Below are 22,185 nucleotides of genomic sequence, written 5' to 3'. Positions count from 1 at the left end.
GTGTGCTTCCGATTAGAAAGCTTTCGCTGTTCAAACAAATAGTTTGCCAAAGATTTTTTTAATATTTTGATAAACAATAAATGATATGTAACTACCTCTTTTTTAGTTGATTTTTTTATGGATAATCTAAAAAAAAATCAACCATATATATTAAAGTATTGTTCTTATAATAGAGAGCTGCTTTTTTAAGGTTTAATAGTGCTCAGGCTATTTTTTATTGATGGCTATTATAATTTTAATCGGTGAGGTGTTATTAAATGTTATAAAAAGCGGCATTTAAAATGCTACAAAATACAGCAGATGGAGAAACTACAAATTAATACGGAAAGGATCGAAGAATGGATTGCAGCGGGATATGATGTTCTTCAAGATGGAAAATTAATAAAAGTCGAAGGTGATCTGCAGGAATTTCTAAAACAGTTTGCTGATGATACAGCAGATGGAGGACCAAAAACATATCTGTTGAAGGAGCTGCTTACCTGGCCAGAGGAAGATTTAAAAAAAGTAGAAATGGGTTATGGAACAGATGAAAATAGCTGAAGATAAAATTGTACCATTGGATTTTGATTCAGAAGAATTACCTTTTGAAATTCGTGAGCTACGTCCCGTTGTATTTAGAGAAGAAACGTCGTATTGGTGTTTACTGGGGCCCGATCCGCATCAAGGCATTTTCGGAAACGGTGAAACGGCTTTAGATGCTTTAGCCGACTGGCTAGAAAATTTACAGGTACGTTTAAAAACTGGGGACGAAAATGATGAAGTAGCGAATTATGCTCGGGAAAGTCTTCGGGCATCGAATCGTGATGTCTGGTAATATTCCGTAGTTATATTAAAAGTCTCCCCATACAGATTAATTACGATTGTTAATCGTCAGTCGTTTGACCCGCAACAGGAGTTCTTCCGGGCTAAACGGCTTCACCATGAAATCTGAAGCGCCAAGATCAAAAGCTTCAATGACGACTTCCTCTTGTCCCATGTTGGAAAGTACAATAACCGGGATTTTTTTCTCGAGCTTTTTTATGGAAGAAAGTACTTCTATCCCCGAAGCAAATGGCATCATAATGTCGGTAATGATCAGATCGAGATCCATTGTGTTGAGCTTTTCAATTGCATCTTTTCCATTGTTGGTAGTGATAACCTCGTGACCTGCCTTGATCAGTTTGTATTGAACTGTCCGTAATATCAATTCATTATCTTCTGCAATTAAGATGACCATCTTGTTTTTATTATTAATATACTATTATGGAGGCCACAGCAAGTTTAGATGCTATTCCATATCTAACGATAGGTACAGAAATATTTTAACAATATGTTTAGTTTCCAGCGTCTCTTTGTGTTTTACATGATCTGAAAACATAGGTAGCAAAGAAGGACTTCAATCGCAAGAAGCTGTCTTGGCATTACTGGAAAAATGATCGTAAAATTGCTTTTGGCTAATATGAAATTCAAAGTCCCCAAATGAATTTCTGCGCAAATATATCATTGTAATAGAAATATGCAATAAAAGAAAAGCAGTAGAAGGTAAATTTTATGCTAATATGTTGCTGATAAGTCATGTAGCCTTTCTTTTTTACAAAAAGTAAAAGCTGTAAATAAAAGATTGTAACATGATGTTACATGTGAAGGAGATGATCGTCGACAGATGATTTAACTCCTGGATACAAGAATTATTCATTATATTTAGGTAACCTAGTTCATTCGATATGTCATATAATATTCCCGATAATCTGAAGGGTCTTTCCACAACCGAGGTTAATGCCTCTCGCGCTAAATATGGTTGGAATCAATTGAGCGATAGCCACAAGAATACATGGTTTGAACTGCTTGTGGATATTTTGAAGGAGCCTATGCTGATTCTATTGATTATCATCTCGATGATTTATGTTTTTGTGGGGAATTACGGAGAGGCCGTATTTATGTTTGTCGCTATTGTTGCCGTTACGGCAATTTCCTTTTATCAGGACAATCGTAGCAAAAAAGCCCTGGAGGAACTTGAAAAGCTGAATGAACCATTAAGCACTGTGATTCGAAATGGGAAGGTTAGTGAAATTCCAACACATGAGATTGTTGTGGGCGATCTCTGTATTACAGAGGAAGGTCGAATTATAAACGCCGATGGTCGTATTTTACATAGTAACGATTTTTCTGTCAATGAATCTTCGCTGACAGGGGAAAGTTTTTCGGTCTTTAAGGACAGTAAGTCCGAGGATAATCTGGTCTACAGTGGGACAGTTACGGTCTCGGGCCTGGCCGTGTTTGAAGTTACTGAAATCGGTAAAGAGACACGTGTTGGGAAAATCGGTGAATCGATAAAGAATATCAAAGAAGAAATTTCGCCATTGCAGGTGCAAATCCAAAAGTTTGTAAAAGCAATGGCCATTGTCGGTATACTCATTTTTTTATTCGTATGTATATACAGTTTTATTGATAGTGGTAATTTGGTGGCGAGCTTGCTCAATGGACTTACGTTGGCGATGTCTGTGTTGCCAGAAGAGATTCCTGTTGCATTTACGACTTTTATGGCGCTTGGCGCATGGAAGCTCATGCGTGAGGGGATTATCATCAAAAGAAGCAGTATTGTTGAGACTTTGGGCAGTACGACGGTGATTTGTACCGATAAGACCGGGACTATTACAGAGAATTCCATGCAATTGAAATACCTCTATAATTATGCTACGGATTCATCTTATGATCAGGAAAGGTTTGATGAATCCGATTTAAGAGAGCTTATCGATTATGCGATGTGGAGCAGTGAGCCTGTGCCCTTCGACCCCATGGAAATTACGTTACATAAAATATATGAAAAAACGCAAAAGCGGGACCTCAGAAAGGAATATGCACTATTTCATGAATATCCTTTAGAGGGTAAACCGCCGATGATGACCCATCTTTTCGAAAATACAGGAAAAGATCGGATTATTGCTGCCAAAGGGGCGCCGGAGGCTATACTTAGCGTATCCAAGCTGTCCGATAAGGAGAAAAATAAAATTAGGGCTATTGTTAAATCCTATGGAGCGCAGGGTTTTCGCTTATTAGGTGTGGGGAAAGCGACATTCGAAGGCAATAATTTCCCTGCGAATCAACAGGAATTTGAGTTCCAATTTTTAGGGTTGACGGTATTTTATGATCCGCCCAAAAAGGGTATTCAGGACGTGTTTCAAGATATTTATGATGCGGGGATTAAAGTCAATGTGATTACCGGCGACAATGCCGATACGACTCAAGCAATAGCAGCTCAGGCCGGAATTCGTATTTTGTCTGCGCCGGTCAATGGCAGTGAAATCGTAAACAAGTCCGAAGCTGAAATTATGGCGATAGCAGAGCAAACAACGCTATTTACCAGAATGTTTCCGGATGCTAAACTGGCCATTGTAAATGCCCTGAAAAAGAAAGGCGAGGTCGTGGCGATGCTTGGCGATGGGGTGAACGATGGCCCAGCATTAAAAGCAGCCCATATCGGCGTGGCAATGGGCAATAAAGGTACTGAAATTGCAAAATCAGCCGCGGCATTGATTATCACAAACGACGATTTACAAAAGTTAATCATCGGTATAGCCGCCGGAAGAAGGATTTACGCAAACATCAAGAAGGCGGTTCAATACATTATTTCTATTCATATCCCCATTATTTTGACCGTATCACTCCCTTTGTTTTTAGGCTGGGTATTTCCACAGATTTTTAGCCCTGTGCATGTGATTTTCCTCGAATTGGTCATGGGACCTACTTGCTCGATCGTATATGAAAATGAACCTATTGAAAAGGATACCATGAAGGGGCCTCCTAGAGCTATGAGCGACACTTTTTTGAGTATAAATGAGCTTGGAATCAGCATTGTTCAAGGCCTGATAATCACCATAGGAATTCTTTTTGTTTATCAATTTGCTGTTCAGCAGGGGGGAACCGAGGAAAAAACAAGGGCTATGGTTTTTGCTACTTTAATCTTTGCCAATATTTTACTGAGTTATGCCAATCGATCTTTCCATTATAGTATCCTGGAGAGTTTTAAAAACCGAAACTTGCTGCTCGTTGGAATTTCGATCGCTGTGCTTCTATTTTTAGCGATGATATTATATGTTGCTCCGGTTGCCCAATTTTTTGCTGTAACAGCCCTAAGTGGATATGAATTGGGAATAGCGCTGTCCGTGGCTGCAGTATCCGTTTTATGGTTTGAGGTTTATAAATTGATCCGGAGAATTTCAGTTCAAAGAAAATCTGATAAATCTTAATATAAGATTAGGATTTGAAATTTACACTAACAACGATTAGCTGAGAGGCAGCCTAAGCTCATGATGCGATGCAGTTTCAAGTGCGATATTTGATGGCGAAATGATTTCTGTAGTGATTTGAGGTGGAAAAATGATGTTATCAGTCTTACTGAATAAATTTCGAAGTAATTCCTCTTTTCTTGATGTAGAAATTCAGCGCTCGCCCTGCTTCCGTAGGTCGATCTGTACTTAATATGTCTGCGCCGCGATCAATAAACCCAGCATAAACTTGAAAGCCTTTTTTGTCGGCCTGTTTGTCCAAGTTCCCCAGTGTACCCAATATGCACATGATGCCATGGTCATGTAGTATTTTGGTTAATGCTGGATCTGCTTCACGTGTTCCGACGAAAGCTAACAAGCGATTGTCGGGTATATCTTTTTCATTTAGACGAGCAAGGTCCTCAATGTTATTGACCGAAGCCGAAATCATGATGTCGCTCGCCAGACTGTGCACTTTGGCCGCTTGGTTGGCACTATACGTGATGATGACTACGCTGGATTCTGCTCTTTGTTTGCGAATAGCGTTGATAACGGCTTCATAAGGGACATCATTTTTAATGTCTAAGGTGAAGATTACCTTTCCTTTTCCCCAAGCAAGTGCTTCTTCCAGCGTAGGGATCCTATAGGGCGTTATCTTTTTGTTATTGTCCAATAGACGAAGACTTTTGAGCTCAGCCAATGTGCTGGCGTTCACAGTCCCTCTACCTGTGGTTGTTCGGTTTAGCGTATTATCATGCATTAATATTAATGCCGAGTCTTTACTGATACGAACATCACATTCAACAAGGACTGGCTGTAAGCTCGCGTTATAGGAAAAAGTTTCGATTGCATTCTCCGGGTATCCGGATGCGGGGCCCCCACGATGCAAACTGACCAATGGATAACGATTATCATCATAGGTCAAAAACTGATATAATTCCTCCACATTTTGGAGCTGTATACGTTTACCCACCGGCAAGCCATCCGTATTGGCTCCATTACGAAAGCAACTGCTTACGATAAAGCAGATCAATAAAAGGAAGTAGTGGGGGGTACGTATATTCATTGTCTATCTATTGTACTGATTAATCAAATCGGCCAGTGTCTCGACACTCGTGTTTAATTGGTCAATCGTCAAATGTGCCTGTGTATAATAAGGTTCTCTTTCGATCAACTTTTCTTCAATAAATAGCCGTAGTTCCTCCGGTGATTTTCCGATCAGAATGGGCCGTTTGTGTAATTTAGATTGAGAAAGACGGTCAAAAAGTGCTTTGGGCGACATCTGTAAGTAGACGGCATAACCATTCGCCCTGATCCATTCCATGTTATCAAAGAAACAGGGGGCGCCACCACCCGTAGATATTACGGCAGCATTCTCCGCAAATTTACGCAATTGCTCGCGTTCTAATGTCCGGAAGGCGTCTTCACCATGCTGACTAAAATATTCGGTAATGCTCATGCCAATTTGTTTGACGATTTCCTCATCAGTGTCGATGAAAGGGAGCTCGAGTTTGGTGGCAAGTTTCTTACCCAGGGTAGTTTTTCCACTTCCCATATAACCAATCAAAAATATAGGTTTAGGCATAGGTACTATTTGTCTTTACTTAGAAATTTATCTTCAATGGTTTTGGCATCCGGAAAATTATTATAGTGCCATTTTCCGACGACGTTGCCTCCTTTTAGGAGCAGTACACCAGGATTTGCTCTCACCATGCTTTTCAGAGGAATGAGATCGGCATAGAATATCTCCGCAATTAATTGCATTTTATCACTCAGATATTGCGCGTCTTTGGATGCAGAAGCAGTCAATAGAACAACGCGCAGTCCATTATAATCTTTTGTTAACTGAATGGCTGTCTGATTGATCTTTTGGATAGCATCAATATTGGTCGAAGAAAGATCTTTTGCAACGATCACAAGGTTATAATACGGGTTGGCAATGATTTCCTGTGTATGATCTGCACCATCAGCGTCTGTAATTAAGAGATCAGGAATAGGGATGTCATATCCTTTTTTTACTAATCTACTCTCAGGCTCACCTATAATTTCCCATGATTCATCTTCCCATAGCTTGTCAGCCATATAGACTTTGTCATTGACCTTTTTGGTTTCGCCTGTCTTTTTGTTTTTCATGGTATAGATTTGCTCAAAGACATCGCCTTGTTTGCCTTCAGGTAATACCATTAATGAAGGTAAGTTGTTGCCAACTTTGTAGGGTAAGAAATCAATAAAGGGGAGGTAGTTTACGGTGTAAACACCAATACCTAAGGAGATGATCGCTGTAATCAAAGTAGCAACGAATTGATTGCCTGATCCTTTGATAATTGATCGTAATTGTTTTCGGTTAAAAAATATAATAAGGATCAAGGCCAAGAGCACCAGATCTTTAGAAAATGATTGCCAAGGTGTGAGTGGGATGGCATCGCCAAAACAACCACATGAGGTCACGACCTCAAAAAATGCCGAATAGAAGGTTAGAAAGGTGAAAAACAGGATCAGCAGCAGCAGGCCCCAGGCAACGGTATTTGCATAAACCCCAAGTAATAAAAGTGCGCCTAACAAAATTTCAAAACCACATATCACCACGGCCATGGCAGTGGCGTATTCATTAAAAGCTGTGAGATGAAAGACCTCAAAGTATTCCTGAAGCTTATAGCCAAACCCTGTCGGGTCATTTGCTTTAATAAAACCGGAGAATATGAACAAAAGTCCCGTAAAAATCCGGCAAAATCCTAAAAGATAATTTGTTTTGGTACGCTGCTGTGTGGCTGTCATAATCCGATTATTGTTGTGCAATTCCTAATTTAATTAATGCAAAAACTGCGTAGTTGAGCATATCTTGATAGTTGGCATGGATGCCTTCAGAAACAAGGGTTTGCCCATCATTATCTTCAATTTGTTTAACGCGGTGAATTTTCATCAAGATCAGATCTGTCATGGAAGAAACACGCATATCGCGCCATGCTTCACCATAATCGTGGTTTTTGGCAAGCATGAGATCTCTGGTCTCGGTAACCTTTTCGGTATATTTCTGATTCACAAAAGTTGGATCCAGATTTTCTTCACCATCTTCACCCAAATCAATCTGAATCATGGCCATGACACAGTAATTGATAATACCGATATATTCGTCGACAATGCCTTCGCCAACTTTGGAAACCTTTTTGATTTCTAGCGTGCGTATACGTTGTGCTTTAATGTAAATCTGGTCTGTAATGGAAGATAGGCGCATAATCCGCCAGGCCGTTCCATAATCTTTTGTTTTTTTAATAAATAAATCCTGACAATGTTTGATAACATTGTTATATTCCTGAATGGTATCCATATCGTTGATTGAAGAAACTTGATGAGACAAGTTGTGATTACACTACAAATATAATTAGAAAATAATACTTCCAACGGTCAAATGAATGTACAATTTGTGCTTTATTGCTAAAATATAAGCAATAATTTTGGATATTACCACACTTAATAGTTCGCAGGGACAAAGAGTAGCGGCATTGTGCAAGTACATGACGTGAATTTCTCGTTTCCTATAGCTGCAAACGTTTAAATATAGGTAACTTTAGATAAGTTTGATCAGTTTGCATGGTATTACCAACTTTGAAGATCGTAAAAATATAATTCATGGATTTTAAACAACCTGTTATTAGAGATGTAGAGATCATCCGATATGTCCAGCCATTTCGGGAAGGAGGGTCTTTGCCCGCATTAGTTGATGCCGATGACGGCTTTAGTTATGTTATAAAATTTAGAGGGGCAGGTCAGGGACGAAAAGCATTGATCGCAGAACTGATCGGTGGAGAGATAGCAAGATTGCTCAAATTAAGAGTGCCCGAAATTGTATTTGCGGAGTTGGACGAATCCTTTGGCCGTACAGAACCCGATGAAGAAATTCAGGATCTGCTCAAATTTAGTGTAGGCAAAAACCTGGGACTTCATTTTCTGAGTGGAGCCATCACATTTGATGCGAATGTTGATGCCATCGGCGCGGAGGAAGCTTCGAAAATTGTCTGGTTGGATTCTCTCTTGATGAATGTTGACCGTACCGTTCGGAATACAAATATGCTGATATGGCATAAAGAACTTTGGTTGATAGATCACGGCGCTTCCTTATATTTTCATCACAGTTGGGATAACTGGGAAGAACAATCCCTAAAACCATTTGTTCAGATTAAAGATCACGTACTGCTCAAAAATGCGAGTATGGTGGAGAAAATAGATCAGGAATATCGTTCCGTTTTTACGGAAGCGGTATTTCGTGGAATATTGGCGGTGGTACCCGATGAATGGCTGGAAGATGCCGAACGTGAGCTCTCCGCAGCCGATGCGCGCGAAGTGTATGTTTCTTTCCTGAAACAGCGTGTAGCCAATTCATCCATTTTTGTAAAACAAATAGAAGATGCCAGAAAAGACCGTATATGAGTATGCTGTGGTACGTTTGATACCACGAGTGGAGCGAGAGGAATTTATCAATGTAGGCGTAGCTCTTTATTGTCGTAAGTATCGTTTTGCGAAGATGGTTTATCTGGTCAATGAACAAAAGGTGCGTGCTCTTTGCCCGAATATCGAGTTGGAGTTGATCGAAAATCATCTGTCTTCCTTCCAGCGAATCTGCCACGGCGAAAAAGATGCCGGTAAACTTGCCGAGTTAGATATCACTGAACGGTTTCGTTGGCTCACAGCGAAGCGGAGTACCCTGATTCAATGCTCGGCACCACACCCCGGATTATGTGAGGATCCCGAAGCAACATTGAACGAGCTGTTTGAACGCTTGGTTCGCTAAGCTAAAAGATATGCTCTGCTCATCAAATGAGCTCAATGATCGGCAATGGGGCTAAGTTTTGATAATAAGGCTTAATCTATCAATATTGTATAGTATATTTGTTTTAATAAACTAGTGAAGATGCATGATTTTTATCAACATATCTATGAACAGCAATTGGCTGTTCTAGAAATGCCTTCTAACAAGAAGATCTGCGGCTGGGCTATCCGAATTGTGGATGTGCTCTTCCCCGAACGAAATTCTAGCGAGATGAAATCGGTCGATGATGTGAAGCTCGCTTTTGAACAATTTGAATTGGAGCTTGAGCAGCTCCTGAGCAAATCCAAAGCTTGTCAAAGCTGCAATCACTCGGAAGTAGCGCACCAGTTTTTTGAACGGATTCCACAACTTTATGAATTGATGTGCTGGGATGCAGATGCATTGATGGATGGCGATCCTGCAGCACAGAATAAAAGAGAGGTTGTACGTACTTATCCCGGTTTCTTTGCGATCTGTATTTTCCGGATGGCGAACGAACTACATCGCCTGGGTGTTCCTTTGATACCGCGCATATTGACAGAACATGCGCATTCCAAAACGGGAATTGATATCCATCCTGGAGCAACAATAGGCCATCATCTGCATATTGACCATGGCACCGGATTGGTTATCGGCGAAACCTGCACCATCGGTAATTATGTGAAACTTTATCAGGGTGTAACCCTGGGGGCCCTGAGTGTGGATAAGGTGTTTTCCAATGTAAAACGCCACCCGACAATTGGCGATCATGTTATTATCTACTCTGGAGCCACAATCCTGGGCGGCGAAACACACATCGGCCATCATTCGGTCATTGGCGGGAATGTCTGGTTGACAAGTTCTGTCGAGCCTTACACCACCGTATACCATCAGGCTACATCAAAATTTATAGATTCAAAACCAATAATATAGATACCATGGGAAATATCATAGATACCATAGGAAATACACCCTTAGTCGAGATTACACAATTTCATACAAATCCCAAGGTGCGGATCTTTGCAAAAATGGAGGGTAATAATCCTGCGGGCTCGGTGAAAGATCGTGCAGCACTCAATATGATCCGTTCGGCGATGGAGCGGGGCGATATTACAAAAGATAGTAAATTGATCGAGGCAACGAGCGGTAATACGGGGATCGCACTTGCTATGATCGCCGGTATATATGGACTTAACCTCGAGCTTGTGATGCCAGCTTCTTCAACGCGGGAGCGAACGCTTACGATGGAGGCTTACGGGGCGAAAGTTACTTTATTGGAATCCATGGAAATATGTCGCGATTATGCAGAAGAAAAGGCCGAAAAAGAAGGCTATTTTATATTGAATCAATTTGCAAATCCAGATAACTACGAAGCACATATCAAAACAACGGGACCTGAAATCTGGCGTGATACTGCGGGGAAGATTACACATTTTGTAAGCGCCATGGGGACTACGGGGACAATTATGGGAAATTCCATCTATTTGAAGGAAAAAAATGCAGCCATTCAGATCGTAGGCTGTCAGCCCACTCCTGAATCTTCCATACCAGGCATACGGCGTTGGCCCGAAGCCTATCTGCCTAAGATTTTTGATCCAAGCAGGGTAGATCGCGTTATCGATATATCCCAACAGGAGGCAACAGCGCTTGCCCGGGAACTTGTTAAGCGTGAAGGGGTTTTTGCAGGAATGAGCACCGGTGGAGCTTTTGCAGGAGCACTTAAAATTGCAAATGAAATCGACGAAGGCCTTATTGTATTTATTGCCTGTGACCGAGGTGACCGCTATTTGAGTTCAGACCTTTTTGGCTAAGAACCCATACGAACAATACCAAGCCCACTATGGATCTTTGCTGATTTTTAGCAATCTTTAGTGGGCTTTTCGCTATTTAAGCATCGGCGCCAAAGGTGAGTAGATTACTGTCGGGATCTAAAATCGAAAACTCCCGCTGACCCCAGGGCTTAATCTCAAGTTTGCCATTAGGGTGAATCTCAACGTGATTTTCTTGAAAAGACTGATACAGACAATCAATGTCGTCTGTGCGTATATAAACCATACCATAATTTTCTTCTGGTGGAAGTTCTTGGAATTCAAAAAAATGAATTTCAATATGGTCTTTTTTTAGCATCAGGTAACCTTCGTAATCGACTGCTCCACATAATGAAAATCCAAGTTTATGTAGATAAAAATCTTTTGTGATGGTTTTGTTGCGCATGGGCAGTTTGGGATGAATGGCTGTCAGTGTCATCGGTATATAATTATTAAGTCAAGTTTAATTCCTATGAATAACCTCGTTGAAATATAATCATTTATCGTAATACTTTAATGTTCTAATGGGAAGGATTCTTTCATTTTAATAGCGTATCCTTTAATTATTTTGGTTAAAATGCAGTTGTCTGTTATAACCAATTGTTATGACTCATTTGTAATTGTGTCTTTTAAAATAATTGAGAGTTATTCAATTTTGTACCAAATCAAAGCATCATTGTCATGGACAAAAAAATAAATACGGCAATTCGTTATAAGCAGCTGCTCAATCATAAGGTCTCCGTTCGGGAAATCATTTTTATACTCCTATTTGTATTATGTCTTACCCCATTTGTATCGGCCCCTCTTGCCTTACTTTTGGGTATTATTGTGGCGCAATGGATTGGTCACCCCTTTCTGGCAGTCAATCACAGGGCAACACAGATTTTGTTACAGATTTCTGTGGTTGGACTTGGATTTGGAATGAATATCGATACAGCTATCCAAACGGGTAAGCAGGGGTTTGTGTTAACCGTTATTTCTATTCTCGGAACATTATCATTGGGCTATCTATTGGGTAGGTTACTCAAGTTGGAAAAGGTGACCGCTTATTTGATTTCTGTTGGCACTGCCATTTGTGGAGGAAGTGCCATTGCTGCGGTTTCACCGACGATAAAAGCCAATGAAAAGCAAGTAAGTGTGGCGTTAGGGGCCATATTTGTACTAAATGCCATTGCTTTATTTGTATTTCCTGTCGTCGGTCATTTGCTTGATCTCAGCCAGACGCAATTTGGTTTATGGTGTGCGGTTGCCATACAGGATACCAGTTCTGTCGTTGGTGCGGCAAGTAAGTACGGTAATGAAGCACTACAGGTTGCGACAACCGTAAAATTGACCAGAGCGTTATGGATCATTCCAATTGCCTGTTTAAGTGCTGTAGCATTCAAAACCAAAGGGACAAGAATTAAAATACCGTATTTTATTGGTCTCTTTGTATTGGCGGTTATCTTAACAAGTTATATCCCTTTTTTTCAGTATATAGGAGGCTATGTGGTTTCTATTTCAAAGATGGGGCTTACCTTAACGTTGTTTTTAATTGGAGCAAGTTTGTCGAGGGAGGTCTTGTTGGCAGTAGGTTTTAAAGCAATACTACAGGGTGTAGTGCTGTGGTTGGGATTATCAATACCAGTACTCGTCTATATCTATTTTTGTCTCTAGGAATTTAACGTATACCTCAGCATAATCATATCTTTCAACAACTGGCCATTTTCATAAATAGGCAGCTCATAATTTTCAATGAAAAAATCTTTACGGACGGCGTATTTAACAAAGCCATTTCGTTCATAAAAACGAATTTGAGCCAAACCACAATCTGCGGTACCCACAATCAGGTTCGGATATTGCCGGTAATTTTCCTTGACAAAATCAAGCAGTTGACTTCCGAGCCCCATACCTTGAAACTCGGGTGATACGGCGATGTTTTTAATTTCTAATGTCTCTGTATTGACCGGATACAAACAGAAAACAGCGATCGGTTTTACCGTTTCATAGACAACATAAACTAGCGATTCATAGAGGTATTTGTCAATTGCATGAATGGTTTCGTCTGCCAAAAGCAACAAATCATAAGGATATTCCTTATGATTTGTAACAAGTTTTATTTGAAAGCTATTGCGCATGTATAAGAATTCGCTAATGGCCTATAGTCTAAGATCGGAATTAATTGAAATGATATAAGAAGATCACATCACCCACGTACGCCGGTTTTGCACTGTCTTTGATTTTCAATGTAGCTTCGATGGTAACTTTGACAACCCCTCTCAAATTGACAACCGATTTTACTTGTGTATGGAGCTGTACAGCATTGTCAACCAAAACAGGTTGTGCAAAACGTAGGTTTTCAATTCCATAATTGATTTCCATTTTGACATTTCTTACTTCAGCAATTTGTTTCCATAAATAAGGAATAAGGGACAAGGTCAGATAGCCATGAGCAATAGTCGATTTGAAAGGACTATCAGTTTTGGCCTTTTCACTATCTAAATGAATCCATTGGTGGTCAAGGGTTGCATCCGCAAATTGATTAATTTGTTTTTGATCAATAACATGCCATTGGGATTCGCCTAATGATTTTCCTTCAAAGGCTTTGTACTCTTCATAATTGTTAATTATTGTCATATGTAATCTTTTTATCGCGTTTTGTTGGTATCGTTCTCCGCTTTCTATGAAGAAGGGGGAGACGAATTAGTGGCTAAATATAACTATACTTTTAAGAATCCTAAGCATATCCTTTATTTAAAAGATGATCGCATGAAAAGACAAGCTAAGCTCAATCGTCATTCATGCGATTGCCCGAGCTGTGTCGTTGCATAGGTGTTTTCAACGTAGGATCTGAAATTTTCGAGTATGGCCTGCCATCCATTACGTTGCATATCAATAGGATTTTCCGTTTCTGCATCAAAGATTATCGTGATATCCGTAGCAGACTTTTTTGCATTGAAGTTGATTTCAACATGACGACCATCAGGCATAACATAGGCTATTTTTTTAAAGGGTTCAAGCGCGGTATAGCTGCCTTCAAAATCAAAGCCCATAGATCCATCTTTTGCCTCCATTCGGTTTTTGAACTTTCCGCCAATACGTAAATCATTGATCGAACTTGTACAGTGCCAGTCATCTGAAGCATGATTCCATTGCATGATATCCTCGGCCGAGTTATAGGCATTCCAGATCGTTTCTACGCGTACGTTGATATGGGTTTCAATCTTTATCTGTTCCATAAAATATATGATGTTTTCTAAGTTAATAACAGGAAAATTTGGGTTTTGTTATATCTGTTGTCAGATAATTATCAATATATAATAAAAAGTGTAAAGTTGAAACTTATTTTGGTGCAACCAAATGGTTTTGATTGAGTTTTGTTAACTTTAAGCTATTTAACACTTAAACACGATTTATATGTCCTCCAAATTGCTTATTATCTTCTTTTTTCTGTTTTCACCGAGTTTGATTTTTGCGCAGCAATATAAAACGACAACCGACGTTGCCTATTGTAAACCTGATGAACCAGATTCTTATAAGAAAGAACGTTGTAAATTGGATATCTATATCCCGACTGATCGTAAAAATTTTGCTACCATCGTATGGTTTCATGGAGGTGGACTAGAGGAGGGAAATAAATTTATTCCACTTGAACTTAAAGAAAAAGGTGTAGCGGTTATAGCAGCCAATTATAGGCTAAGCCCCAGAGCGAAAGCGCCGAGCTATATCGAAGATGCTGCTGAGGCTGTTGCATGGACATTTTCACATATTGCAAACTATGGCGGAGATCCCTCAAAAATTTATGTGTCGGGACATTCAGCAGGCGGATATTTGGCTTTAATGGTTGGTTTGGATAAGCATTACCTGCAAAAATTTGGTGTTGATGCAAATAATATAAAAGGGCTGGCACCGATTAGTGGGCAAACAAATACGCATTATACGATTAAAAAGGAACGTGGTCAATCTATGGTGATCCCCCAGATTGATCATTTTGCACCGCTTTCGTTCGCACGGAAAGATGCACCGCCAATTCTCCTGATCACTGGGGATCAACAATTGGAAATGGCGGCACGGTTTGAAGAAAACGCCCATTTGGCAGCGGTCTTAAAACAGGTAGGGCATACCAGAACCTCGTTGTACCAGCTACAGGGGTTTGATCATGGGGGAGTGTATGCGCCTGGTTGCCTGTTGATACTGAACTGGATCAAAGGACTCGAAAAGTAGTTTTTATGCGGCCAGGCCGAGAATCGGAAATACAGCAAATCAAAATATTATAAATAAAATAAAAAATATTACAATTGTACATTCGAAAATTCTACCGAAATTTACCTCCAAAGTAGCACATCTCTACTTTTCAAATTAATCCGTTATGTGGGCAAAACGTAATATCGTATTTATAATCTGTATGCTGGGGCTTTTTTTAGCACCGTATAGGTTATTTGCCTGCCACGAACCGTCCGAAAAGCCAAAACAGGAAGAAAAATCATGTTGCCTTGATGAAAGACAACAGGTAAAGGACGTCGAAACAGCAGATTGTTGTAAAGATGAAAGAGCTGAATCACCAAAATCAGATCATCATGCGGATGACTGTGGTAAACATTGTGGCGAAAAATCATGCCGTACCTCTCTGCAATGTAATCCTATTGTTTCAGTGATCGAAGCTCAGCTTATTTTACCCTTATATGCTGATGCATCAAGCGCTTATGCGCGCTATAAACAGCCTTATTGCGCTGATGCCTATTTTTCCATTTGGCAACCTCCTCAGATCGCCTAGTGTTAGACTGATAGCCCATGCTATGTCTTTTTGGATCGGTTTCTCTATCCAAAGCCCCGTTTTATTTTAGCTTATGAAAATCCCTTTGGATCTATCGGATTCAATACGCAAATACAGTAAATCGCTGTAGAAGGGTTTTTCGTCGGTATTCTTTTATATACTACATATGATAATCATGAGATTAATGTCATTACTTGGTTTGGTAATCCCTGTATTACTATCCACCCAACATACACATGCACAAATTAAAAATGCAAAGACAGCGACTGTAAAGATTTTTGGAAATACACCGGCTGTTAAAACGATCATTGAAAAAGAAGGTCGGGACGGACAATTTGCGAAAGTTGACTGGAATCAGGCAACCAAACTGGCGGTTGTTACCTACGACTCGTCAAAAACAAGCGGGGATGAGGTTCTTAAGCGCATTGCATTGGCAGGGTTCGACAATGAAAAATTTCTGGCTCCAGATGATGCTTATGTTCAATTGGCAAAAGCTGAACAATATGAACGAGTCCTAAAACCAGCATTAAAAAATGATACTGAACAGCAGGTCGATCATACGAATCATCGTCAGGGTGTACAAACAACAATTCAGCCTTCGGTGAACTCAAAAGCAGCGGATGAAAAGACCGCATTTGCACTGTTGGCAAGTTCTTACTTTGCGCTAAAGGATGCATTGGTGAAGACAGATGCGGTGGCGGCAGCGGCTCATGCCGAGGCATTTCAAGCAGCAGTCAAAGCTGTCGATATGAATAAACTTGGCCACGATGAACATACCGTATGGATGAAGGTGATGAATAAGCTGGCAAGCGATGCGACAGGTATAACTAAAAATAAAGATGTTGCTAAGCAACGTGTGGCTTTTGCATCTCTTTCAAATGCGTTGTATGAGCTGCTGAAGGTGAGTAAATTGGACGGACCTATTTATTATCAACATTGCCCCATGTTTAATGAAGGCAAGGGAGCACATTGGTTAAGTAAGGAGAGTGCCGTGAAAAACCCGTTCTTTGGTGCGCAAATGATTAGTTGTGGAAGTACAGTAGAAACGTTAAACTAATCGCCTGTGTTATGAATTATTTCTTAGCTATCCTATCGGTTGTTGTATTGTCTTTAACGGCCTGTAGCGGTTCACAAACAAATACCAAAGCTGAAGATCAAATAGCTTCGACTGATCCGGCGATCAGTTTGCCTGTACCGTCAGTTCAATATAAATTGGGTGATCTCGTCCCTACAGCACAAGTTTGCATGGTGAATGATGCTTTTATGGGGAAAAAACAATTGCTGGTCAGGCACGAGGGTAAGGATTATTATGGTTGCTGTGAAATGTGTAAAAAGCGCATACCGCAAGAAGCTGCGGTACGTGTAGCCATCGATCCTTTTTCAAAAAAAGAAGTGGATAAGGCGACGGCTTCCATTGCAATTACCGGCGATCAAGGGGAAGTTTCCTATTTTGAAAACGAAACAAACTATCGAAATTATATTAAAAATCTAAACCTATAAATACACGTAATTATGAAAAAGTTTATGCTAATTGTGGCGATCGCATTGATATTCGTTGCATGCAACAATTCAACATCGAAAAATACACATGCAGATCATACGGTCCCTGTTGCTGCGGATACCGCAACGACGAATGTCGACAAAAGCAAAGGCGATAGCGCTTTGACTAAAGAGGCTGCCAGAGTAAATAATACAGCTGCAAAAATAGAACCATCGGCGGGGAAAGTTGATGTAACAGCAGCTAGCAATCCTTTTGCAGGCTTATACAGCGCCTATTTCGCGCTGAAAGATGCATTGGTTAAGGATAATGGAGCGGCTGCACAGACAGCAGCGAAAGGAATACAGGCTGCCATTGCAAAACTTAATAACGAGCAATTAGATGCTGTTCAAGGAAAACTTTGGAAGGAATACCAACGGAAATTGGCTTTCGATACAGAGCATATTGCTGGGATTACGGAAAATGAACATCAGCGAGAGCACTTTGTGACCCTTTCCAAAAATATGTATGTGTTGATGAAATCTGTCAAACCTGAAGCTCCAGTCTATTATCAGCATTGTCCGATGTATCGTGATGGAAAAGGAGCCAATTGGTTGAGTACACAAAAGAAAATTGAAAATCCTTATTTAGGTCAATCAATGGCCACCTGTGGATCTATCGTAGAAACAATACATTAATACAATGAAAAGCTTATTCGAAGGACTGCCCAGCTTACACCCGCTATTGGTACATTTTCCGATTGTGCTCTTGCTGATGGCCTTGATTAGTCATATAGGTGCCTTATTGTTAAAAAAACATCGACGTCCTTTCACTGTGCTGACTTTCGGATTGTTATTACTGGGAACACTTGGAGCTCTTGCTGCAATTCAGACCGCAACCCATATTTCAGGCGATGCAGATGAAAAGGCCCTCGCGGTTTTTGAGATCCATCAACGTTTTGCCTGGATCAACTTTTGGATTGCAAGTAGCACTACAGTCCTGCATTTTGTTGGATTGCGAAAAGATACAAGTGCTTGGATAAACTATTTGATATTGATTTTGTTGATCAGTTTATCGGTGACACTATTTATCACAGGGCATCACGGTGCTAGACTGGTCTACCAATATGGCGTAGGACCGATAGGAAATGGAATACTAATGAATTAAATGAATAAACATGTATAAAAAGAGTAATATATTAACGGTTGTCTTACTATTGATGACACAACTGACAGTGCTGGCCCAGAAGGTGGTTCGTCATGACCTTTATGTACGGGATACCATTGTCAATTATGCCGGCAAATCAAAACGGGCAATCGCTGTAAACGGACAGATTCCAATGCCGACCCTGACTTTTACTGAAGGAGATACGGCGGAAATCGTTGTTCACAATGAGTTAAAGGAAAGTACTTCGCTGCACTGGCACGGTATTTTTCTGCCGAACAAAGAAGACGGTGTGCCACACTTGACGCAGGAACCTATAAAGCCGAATTCGACTTATACCTATCGTTTTCCGATAATTCAACACGGTACACATTGGTATCACTCGCATTCGGGCCTCCAGGAACAGATCGGTATGTATGGTAGCCTTATTCTCAACAAGCGTGCAGATGATAAGACTTTCCGAAAAGGAATTGATGATTTACCCACGATTCCGGTCATATTAAGTGAATGGACAAATTATAACCCCGATAACATTCAGCGAATGCTACACACGGCCAACGATTGGGCCGCGATAAAAAAAGGGTCTACACAATCGTACGTCGAAGCAATTAAAGAAGGGAAGTTTAAGACGAAAGTCACGAATGAATGGAAACGTCAGCTGGCGATGGATGTCAGTGATGTCTATTATGATAAGGTGTTGATGAACGGGGCTCATTCCACGGATTTAAAGTCGGTGAATGGTAAAGCTTTGAAAGCAGGAGATAAAGTGCGTTTACGAATTTCCAATGGCGGTGCTTCGTCTTATTTTTGGCTGCGCTATGCAGGTGGCAAAATTACCATTGTTGCCAATGATGGGAATGATGTGGTTCCGGTGGAGGTCGATCGATTAATGATTGCGGTATCGGAGACTTATGATGTCGTTGTAACCATACCAAATGAAGGTACAGCTTACGAATTCATGGCAACAACAGAAGATCGAACACAATCTGCCAGTTATTTTGTCGGAAATGGTATTAAACAATTGATTTCCCCGCTTCCCCGCCTTAAATATTTTGAGGGCATGAAGATGATGAACGATATGATGAAGATGAATGGTGATCTCAATGATATGGGCATGAAGATGAGCCTGAACCAGATGGATATGAATGTGGTAATGTATCCCGAAATTACAGGTGATGGAAAGAAAAAAGAAGATCACAGTAAACATAGCGGTATGAATCATGGACAAATGAACATGGACGAAGATCCCAATCGTTATAATGCCAATGCATTGGGCGATATTGTCACGCTCAACTATGCGATGCTGGAGTCTCCCCAGGCGACTGAACTACCTAAAGAAGCGCCGATACGAGATCTCAAATTTACCCTGACGGGAAATATGAGCCGTTATGTATGGAGCATGGACAATAAAATTCTTTCTGAAACGGATAAGATACCTGTAAAAAAGGGCGAGGTATTGCGCATTACCATCTATAATAACTCAATGATGCGTCATCCAATACATCTGCATGGCTTTGACTTTAGATTGTTAAATGGAAAAGGATCAAAAGCGCCGTTGAAAAATGTGGTGGATATCATGCCCATGGAGACGGATACGATCGAATTCTTAGCGAATGAAGAAGGAGACTGGTTTTTTCATTGCCATATCCTGTATCATATGATGGCGGGGATGAACCGCGTTTTTGCTGTGGACGATTATAAAAATCCCTATCTTCCAGATAAAGCTAAAGCCTATAAGGAGTTGCAGATGGAAAGTAATATGACTCATTTCATGGCGCAAAATGATTTCGCTACCAATGGAAATGACGGTCAGGCAATGTTTCAGAATGCACGCTGGCAGCTTGGTTCAGAATGGCGTTTGGGGTATAATGATATGCACGGTTATGAAGTGGAAACCCACTTGGGTAGATACTTTGGGAAGATGCAATGGTTTATGCCATTTGTAGGTTTTGATTATCGTTATCGTCGAATGGGGGAGGATGAACATGAGAAAAATATTTTTGGACAGGCCAATAAAAAAGATAGTCGCAAAGCCTTAAGTCTGGGTTTTATGTATACTTTACCCATGTTGGTCAATTTTCAGGCAGAGGTGTATCACGATGGAATTGTGCGATTGCAGCTTATGCGTGAGGATATCCCGATCGCTAGAAGGATCCGTGGCGATTTTATGGTCAACTCAGACCTTGAATATATGGCTGGACTAAATTATGTCATCACCAAAAATATGGCTTTTAGAACACATTATGATAGCGATATGGGCTTTGGTGTGGGCTTGTCATTAAATTATTAAAAGAATAGATTTTATATTGGATTTTTAAAGGGGGCTTTCCATCGCAAAGCCCCCTTTTTCTTGTGCTATAAAAAGAGTGGATAAGTGGCGTACTGTTTATAAAATAATCCTGATTTTATTGTTAGATTATTGGGAGATAAATCGGACTTTAGCCGCGTTCATCCGAATGAGGTCCCTATAAGGTCCGAATAAGGTCCCTATAAACTCCCTATTATTGAATATAAAAATAACTTGTTATGTAAGCCTTGTCTACAATGTATTTTTGATGTTTTGCCCTTCGGGTTATCGCTAGCTTAGTGCTTTCCCCGTTAGCGTATTCCTTTCTCCGCTACTCTGCCTATAAAAGGAAGATAGATCAATTCTTATTGGGGGATGGCGAATTTGGTTTTGGTAGATGGAAAGAAAGAAAAACGCCAGAAATGGTTTATTCCTGGCGTTTTATACTAGTGTGAATTTTATGACGACTAAAGTTTTTGATCGCTTAAATCATCCATTTAAATATGCTGGCTCCCCAAGAGAAACCTGCACCAAAGGCGGTTAACATGACTAAATCACCGGTATTTAATTTTTTAATATTCTGCCAGATACACAACGGGATCGTGGCAGCAATGGTATTTCCTAGGTATTCGATATTACTTAATGCTCTGTCTTCTGGTATATTCAGACTACGCCCAACGGCATCAATGATGCGCTGATTAGCCTGATGTGGAATTAACCAGTTGATATCTTCAATCTGTAGGTTGTTGCGCTGTAAAACCGTATTACAGGCGTCGCTCATAGACTGAACAGCATGTCTAAATACAGTTTTACCATCTTGTTTCAGGAATCTGTTGTCGTTGACAGGAAGATTACTGTCGATTGGATACAAAGAACCGCCGGCTTCGATTTTTAAGAATTCTTTTCCCGCGCCATTACTACATAGATAGGCATCCATAATTCCGCCTTCTAAAGATGGCTCAAGCCATATCACACCAGCGCCATCACCAAAAAGAATATTGGTCGAACGATCTTTTAAATCGACATAAGTACTGATGTTGTCAGCACCGACTACGAGTACATTTTTATAACGGCCTGTCTCAACGAGAGCTGAAGCCATGTCTAAGGCATATAAAAACCCAGAGCAAGCAGCATTGACATCAAAAGCCCAAACATTGGTAAGACCTAATTTTTCTAAAATGATATTTGCTGTTGCCGGCATTGGCATATCGGGTGTAGAAGTCGCTACAATTAGCGCATCTACATCGTTCAGATTTTTATGATATTGTGTTGCCAAATCTTGTATAGCTTTTACAGCCATGTCTGATGTGGCAAGATTTTCTTCTAAAATTCTCCGCTCCTTAATACCTGTACGTTTGATAATCCATTCATCGGATGTATCGCAAAACTGCTCCAAATCTGTATTTGATCTCTTATTCGGTGGAATATATCCGCCAATACCAGTAATTGCTGCATACGGCCTGCTGGGTATTCTCTCAGTCATAAATTAATGTACTCTATTCTCTCTCTTATTATAGCTATCCTATTAGGAATGACTCGTGTGTTTTTTGCGCCGTAAAACTACGGTTAATTTATGCGATTAATAAGCGAAAAAAATGATTTATGGCAAAAAATTACGTTTTGCCAACACTTTTAACTGTTTTTTACATATTGTCTATACTAATCTTTT

Annotated in this window: 25 protein-coding genes; 15 read left to right on the top strand and 10 right to left on the bottom strand. The window is 40.3% G+C overall.

Going from position 1 to position 22,185, the window contains the following annotated elements:
* The first annotated feature begins 300 nt into the window (after positions 1-300).
* Both AACH28_RS11190 and AACH28_RS11185 read left to right on the top strand, forming a co-directional pair.
* Entirely contained in the window at positions 301-540 is a 240-nt protein-coding gene (locus tag AACH28_RS11190) for a hypothetical protein (RefSeq protein WP_070564711.1), read from the top strand.
* Positions 518-814, top strand: a complete 297-nt coding sequence (locus AACH28_RS11185) for a hypothetical protein (RefSeq protein ID WP_070564714.1) — start codon at positions 518-520, stop codon at positions 812-814. The genes AACH28_RS11190 and AACH28_RS11185 overlap by 23 nt, the downstream gene beginning before the upstream one ends.
* A 36-nt stretch (positions 815-850) precedes the next feature.
* Here the strand turns inward: AACH28_RS11185 and AACH28_RS11180 are convergent, their stop codons facing one another.
* On the bottom strand, positions 851-1,216 hold the full coding sequence (locus AACH28_RS11180; RefSeq protein WP_075991208.1) for a response regulator transcription factor: 366 nt from the start codon (positions 1,214-1,216) through the stop codon (positions 851-853).
* Between the two features lie 487 nt (positions 1,217-1,703).
* Between AACH28_RS11180 and AACH28_RS11175 the strand changes: the two genes are divergently transcribed.
* Positions 1,704-4,226, top strand: coding sequence for a cation-translocating P-type ATPase (locus AACH28_RS11175; protein WP_341832974.1), 2,523 nt, complete (start codon positions 1,704-1,706; stop codon positions 4,224-4,226).
* A 145-nt stretch (positions 4,227-4,371) separates the two neighbouring features.
* On the opposite strand, the gene AACH28_RS11170 is transcribed toward AACH28_RS11175, so the two are convergent.
* From AACH28_RS11170 to AACH28_RS11155, 4 genes are read right to left on the bottom strand one after another with little or no spacing between them, the layout of a single operon-like run.
* Positions 4,372-5,310 (bottom strand): glycerophosphodiester phosphodiesterase family protein, encoded by a 939-nt coding sequence (locus AACH28_RS11170; RefSeq protein WP_115049646.1) that lies wholly within the window; start codon positions 5,308-5,310, stop codon positions 4,372-4,374.
* 3 nt (positions 5,311-5,313) lie between these two features.
* Complete coding sequence (locus AACH28_RS11165; protein ID WP_070564726.1) at positions 5,314-5,829, bottom strand: shikimate kinase; 516 nt, start codon at positions 5,827-5,829, stop codon at positions 5,314-5,316.
* Positions 5,830-5,834: 5 nt separating this feature from the next.
* Positions 5,835-7,019: a BT_3928 family protein gene (locus AACH28_RS11160; protein WP_046673901.1), complete on the bottom strand. Its 1,185-nt coding sequence runs from the start codon at positions 7,017-7,019 to the stop codon at positions 5,835-5,837.
* Positions 7,020-7,026: 7 nt separating this feature from the next.
* The gene (locus AACH28_RS11155) at positions 7,027-7,569 is read right to left on the bottom strand and encodes a DUF1599 domain-containing protein (RefSeq protein WP_046673902.1); all 543 of its coding nucleotides are present in this window, start codon (positions 7,567-7,569) and stop codon (positions 7,027-7,029) included.
* A gap of 302 nt (positions 7,570-7,871) precedes the next feature.
* Between AACH28_RS11155 and AACH28_RS11150 the strand changes: the two genes are divergently transcribed.
* The 4 genes from AACH28_RS11150 (at position 7,872) to cysM (ending at position 10,838) form a co-directional block, all read left to right on the top strand.
* Positions 7,872-8,669, top strand: coding sequence for a HipA family kinase (locus AACH28_RS11150; RefSeq protein WP_341832973.1), 798 nt, complete (start codon positions 7,872-7,874; stop codon positions 8,667-8,669).
* Positions 8,647-9,030, top strand: a complete 384-nt coding sequence (locus tag AACH28_RS11145) for a DUF3037 domain-containing protein (protein WP_341832972.1) — start codon at positions 8,647-8,649, stop codon at positions 9,028-9,030. The genes AACH28_RS11150 and AACH28_RS11145 overlap by 23 nt, the downstream gene beginning before the upstream one ends.
* A gap of 120 nt (positions 9,031-9,150) precedes the next feature.
* A complete protein-coding gene (locus AACH28_RS11140) occupies positions 9,151-9,960 on the top strand; it encodes a serine O-acetyltransferase (RefSeq protein ID WP_046673905.1) in 810 nt (269 codons plus the stop codon).
* Positions 9,961-9,965: 5 nt separating this feature from the next.
* Positions 9,966-10,838: a cysteine synthase CysM gene (gene cysM, locus AACH28_RS11135; RefSeq protein ID WP_046673906.1), complete on the top strand. Its 873-nt coding sequence runs from the start codon at positions 9,966-9,968 to the stop codon at positions 10,836-10,838.
* A 76-nt stretch (positions 10,839-10,914) separates the two neighbouring features.
* Here cysM and AACH28_RS11130 read toward each other — a convergent pair whose 3' ends face one another.
* Positions 10,915-11,274, bottom strand: a complete 360-nt coding sequence (locus AACH28_RS11130; protein ID WP_046673907.1) for a VOC family protein — start codon at positions 11,272-11,274, stop codon at positions 10,915-10,917.
* A gap of 242 nt (positions 11,275-11,516) precedes the next feature.
* On the opposite strand from AACH28_RS11130, the gene AACH28_RS11125 reads away from it, so the two are divergent.
* Positions 11,517-12,491 (top strand): putative sulfate exporter family transporter, encoded by a 975-nt coding sequence (locus AACH28_RS11125; protein WP_341832971.1) that lies wholly within the window; start codon positions 11,517-11,519, stop codon positions 12,489-12,491.
* On the opposite strand, the gene AACH28_RS11120 is transcribed toward AACH28_RS11125, so the two are convergent.
* The 3 genes from AACH28_RS11120 to AACH28_RS11110 form a co-directional block, all read right to left on the bottom strand.
* Entirely contained in the window at positions 12,488-12,952 is a 465-nt protein-coding gene (locus tag AACH28_RS11120; protein WP_286710358.1) for a GNAT family N-acetyltransferase, read from the bottom strand. The genes AACH28_RS11125 and AACH28_RS11120 overlap by 4 nt on opposite strands.
* A 40-nt stretch (positions 12,953-12,992) precedes the next feature.
* Positions 12,993-13,451 carry a MaoC family dehydratase gene (locus AACH28_RS11115; protein ID WP_046673910.1) on the bottom strand — a complete coding sequence of 153 codons (459 nt, stop codon included), beginning with the start codon at positions 13,449-13,451 and terminating at the stop codon, positions 12,993-12,995.
* Positions 13,452-13,609: 158 nt separating this feature from the next.
* Positions 13,610-14,053, bottom strand: a complete 444-nt coding sequence (locus AACH28_RS11110; RefSeq protein ID WP_341832970.1) for an SRPBCC domain-containing protein — start codon at positions 14,051-14,053, stop codon at positions 13,610-13,612.
* 178 nt (positions 14,054-14,231) lie between these two features.
* On the opposite strand from AACH28_RS11110, the gene AACH28_RS11105 reads away from it, so the two are divergent.
* The 7 genes from AACH28_RS11105 (at position 14,232) to AACH28_RS11075 (ending at position 20,519) form a co-directional block, all read left to right on the top strand.
* Entirely contained in the window at positions 14,232-15,038 is an 807-nt protein-coding gene (locus AACH28_RS11105) for an alpha/beta hydrolase (RefSeq protein ID WP_341832969.1), read from the top strand.
* 181 nt (positions 15,039-15,219) lie between these two features.
* On the top strand, positions 15,220-15,588 hold the full coding sequence (locus tag AACH28_RS11100) for a hypothetical protein (protein WP_341832968.1): 369 nt from the start codon (positions 15,220-15,222) through the stop codon (positions 15,586-15,588).
* A gap of 184 nt (positions 15,589-15,772) precedes the next feature.
* Positions 15,773-16,645: a DUF3347 domain-containing protein gene (locus tag AACH28_RS11095; RefSeq protein WP_341832967.1), complete on the top strand. Its 873-nt coding sequence runs from the start codon at positions 15,773-15,775 to the stop codon at positions 16,643-16,645.
* An 11-nt stretch (positions 16,646-16,656) separates the two neighbouring features.
* The gene (locus AACH28_RS11090) at positions 16,657-17,088 is read left to right on the top strand and encodes a hypothetical protein (protein ID WP_070564753.1); all 432 of its coding nucleotides are present in this window, start codon (positions 16,657-16,659) and stop codon (positions 17,086-17,088) included.
* 12 nt (positions 17,089-17,100) lie between these two features.
* The gene (locus tag AACH28_RS11085; protein ID WP_341832966.1) at positions 17,101-17,763 is read left to right on the top strand and encodes a DUF3347 domain-containing protein; all 663 of its coding nucleotides are present in this window, start codon (positions 17,101-17,103) and stop codon (positions 17,761-17,763) included.
* Between the two features lie 4 nt (positions 17,764-17,767).
* Entirely contained in the window at positions 17,768-18,232 is a 465-nt protein-coding gene (locus AACH28_RS11080) for a DUF2231 domain-containing protein (protein WP_341832965.1), read from the top strand.
* A gap of 52 nt (positions 18,233-18,284) precedes the next feature.
* The gene (locus AACH28_RS11075; RefSeq protein WP_341833114.1) at positions 18,285-20,519 is read left to right on the top strand and encodes a multicopper oxidase domain-containing protein; all 2,235 of its coding nucleotides are present in this window, start codon (positions 18,285-18,287) and stop codon (positions 20,517-20,519) included.
* Positions 20,520-21,000: 481 nt separating this feature from the next.
* Here the strand turns inward: AACH28_RS11075 and AACH28_RS11070 are convergent, their stop codons facing one another.
* Positions 21,001-21,999 carry a beta-ketoacyl-ACP synthase III gene (locus AACH28_RS11070; protein ID WP_046673918.1) on the bottom strand — a complete coding sequence of 333 codons (999 nt, stop codon included), beginning with the start codon at positions 21,997-21,999 and terminating at the stop codon, positions 21,001-21,003.
* Between the last annotated feature and the right edge of the window lie 186 nt (positions 22,000-22,185).

The sequence above is a fragment of the Sphingobacterium thalpophilum genome, assembly GCF_038396785.1.
Classification (GTDB): Bacteria; Bacteroidota; Bacteroidia; order Sphingobacteriales; family Sphingobacteriaceae; genus Sphingobacterium; species Sphingobacterium thalpophilum_A.
This window is presented reverse-complemented; position numbering and strand designations above follow the sequence as displayed.

What these genes read in the sequence shown, in the direction of transcription:
- AACH28_RS11190 (WP_070564711.1), top strand. Translation starts at nt 301, where the DNA reads ATGGAGAAACTACAAATTAATACGGAAAGGATCGAAGAATGGATTGCA.
- AACH28_RS11185 (WP_070564714.1), top strand. Translation starts at nt 518, where the DNA reads ATGGAACAGATGAAAATAGCTGAAGATAAAATTGTACCATTGGATTTT.
- AACH28_RS11180 (WP_075991208.1), bottom strand. Translation starts at nt 1,216, where the DNA reads ATGGTCATCTTAATTGCAGAAGATAATGAATTGATATTACGGACAGTT.
- AACH28_RS11175 (WP_341832974.1), top strand. Translation starts at nt 1,704, where the DNA reads ATGTCATATAATATTCCCGATAATCTGAAGGGTCTTTCCACAACCGAG.
- AACH28_RS11170 (WP_115049646.1), bottom strand. Translation starts at nt 5,310, where the DNA reads ATGAATATACGTACCCCCCACTACTTCCTTTTATTGATCTGCTTTATC.
- AACH28_RS11165 (WP_070564726.1), bottom strand. Translation starts at nt 5,829, where the DNA reads ATGCCTAAACCTATATTTTTGATTGGTTATATGGGAAGTGGAAAAACT.
- AACH28_RS11160 (WP_046673901.1), bottom strand. Translation starts at nt 7,019, where the DNA reads ATGACAGCCACACAGCAGCGTACCAAAACAAATTATCTTTTAGGATTT.
- AACH28_RS11155 (WP_046673902.1), bottom strand. Translation starts at nt 7,569, where the DNA reads ATGGATACCATTCAGGAATATAACAATGTTATCAAACATTGTCAGGAT.
- AACH28_RS11150 (WP_341832973.1), top strand. Translation starts at nt 7,872, where the DNA reads ATGGATTTTAAACAACCTGTTATTAGAGATGTAGAGATCATCCGATAT.
- AACH28_RS11145 (WP_341832972.1), top strand. Translation starts at nt 8,647, where the DNA reads ATGCCAGAAAAGACCGTATATGAGTATGCTGTGGTACGTTTGATACCA.
- AACH28_RS11140 (WP_046673905.1), top strand. Translation starts at nt 9,151, where the DNA reads ATGCATGATTTTTATCAACATATCTATGAACAGCAATTGGCTGTTCTA.
- cysM (WP_046673906.1), top strand. Translation starts at nt 9,966, where the DNA reads ATGGGAAATATCATAGATACCATAGGAAATACACCCTTAGTCGAGATT.
- AACH28_RS11130 (WP_046673907.1), bottom strand. Translation starts at nt 11,274, where the DNA reads ATGACACTGACAGCCATTCATCCCAAACTGCCCATGCGCAACAAAACC.
- AACH28_RS11125 (WP_341832971.1), top strand. Translation starts at nt 11,517, where the DNA reads ATGGACAAAAAAATAAATACGGCAATTCGTTATAAGCAGCTGCTCAAT.
- AACH28_RS11120 (WP_286710358.1), bottom strand. Translation starts at nt 12,952, where the DNA reads ATGCGCAATAGCTTTCAAATAAAACTTGTTACAAATCATAAGGAATAT.
- AACH28_RS11115 (WP_046673910.1), bottom strand. Translation starts at nt 13,451, where the DNA reads ATGACAATAATTAACAATTATGAAGAGTACAAAGCCTTTGAAGGAAAA.
- AACH28_RS11110 (WP_341832970.1), bottom strand. Translation starts at nt 14,053, where the DNA reads ATGGAACAGATAAAGATTGAAACCCATATCAACGTACGCGTAGAAACG.
- AACH28_RS11105 (WP_341832969.1), top strand. Translation starts at nt 14,232, where the DNA reads ATGTCCTCCAAATTGCTTATTATCTTCTTTTTTCTGTTTTCACCGAGT.
- AACH28_RS11100 (WP_341832968.1), top strand. Translation starts at nt 15,220, where the DNA reads ATGCTGGGGCTTTTTTTAGCACCGTATAGGTTATTTGCCTGCCACGAA.
- AACH28_RS11095 (WP_341832967.1), top strand. Translation starts at nt 15,773, where the DNA reads ATGTCATTACTTGGTTTGGTAATCCCTGTATTACTATCCACCCAACAT.
- AACH28_RS11090 (WP_070564753.1), top strand. Translation starts at nt 16,657, where the DNA reads ATGAATTATTTCTTAGCTATCCTATCGGTTGTTGTATTGTCTTTAACG.
- AACH28_RS11085 (WP_341832966.1), top strand. Translation starts at nt 17,101, where the DNA reads ATGAAAAAGTTTATGCTAATTGTGGCGATCGCATTGATATTCGTTGCA.
- AACH28_RS11080 (WP_341832965.1), top strand. Translation starts at nt 17,768, where the DNA reads ATGAAAAGCTTATTCGAAGGACTGCCCAGCTTACACCCGCTATTGGTA.
- AACH28_RS11075 (WP_341833114.1), top strand. Translation starts at nt 18,285, where the DNA reads ATGACACAACTGACAGTGCTGGCCCAGAAGGTGGTTCGTCATGACCTT.
- AACH28_RS11070 (WP_046673918.1), bottom strand. Translation starts at nt 21,999, where the DNA reads ATGACTGAGAGAATACCCAGCAGGCCGTATGCAGCAATTACTGGTATT.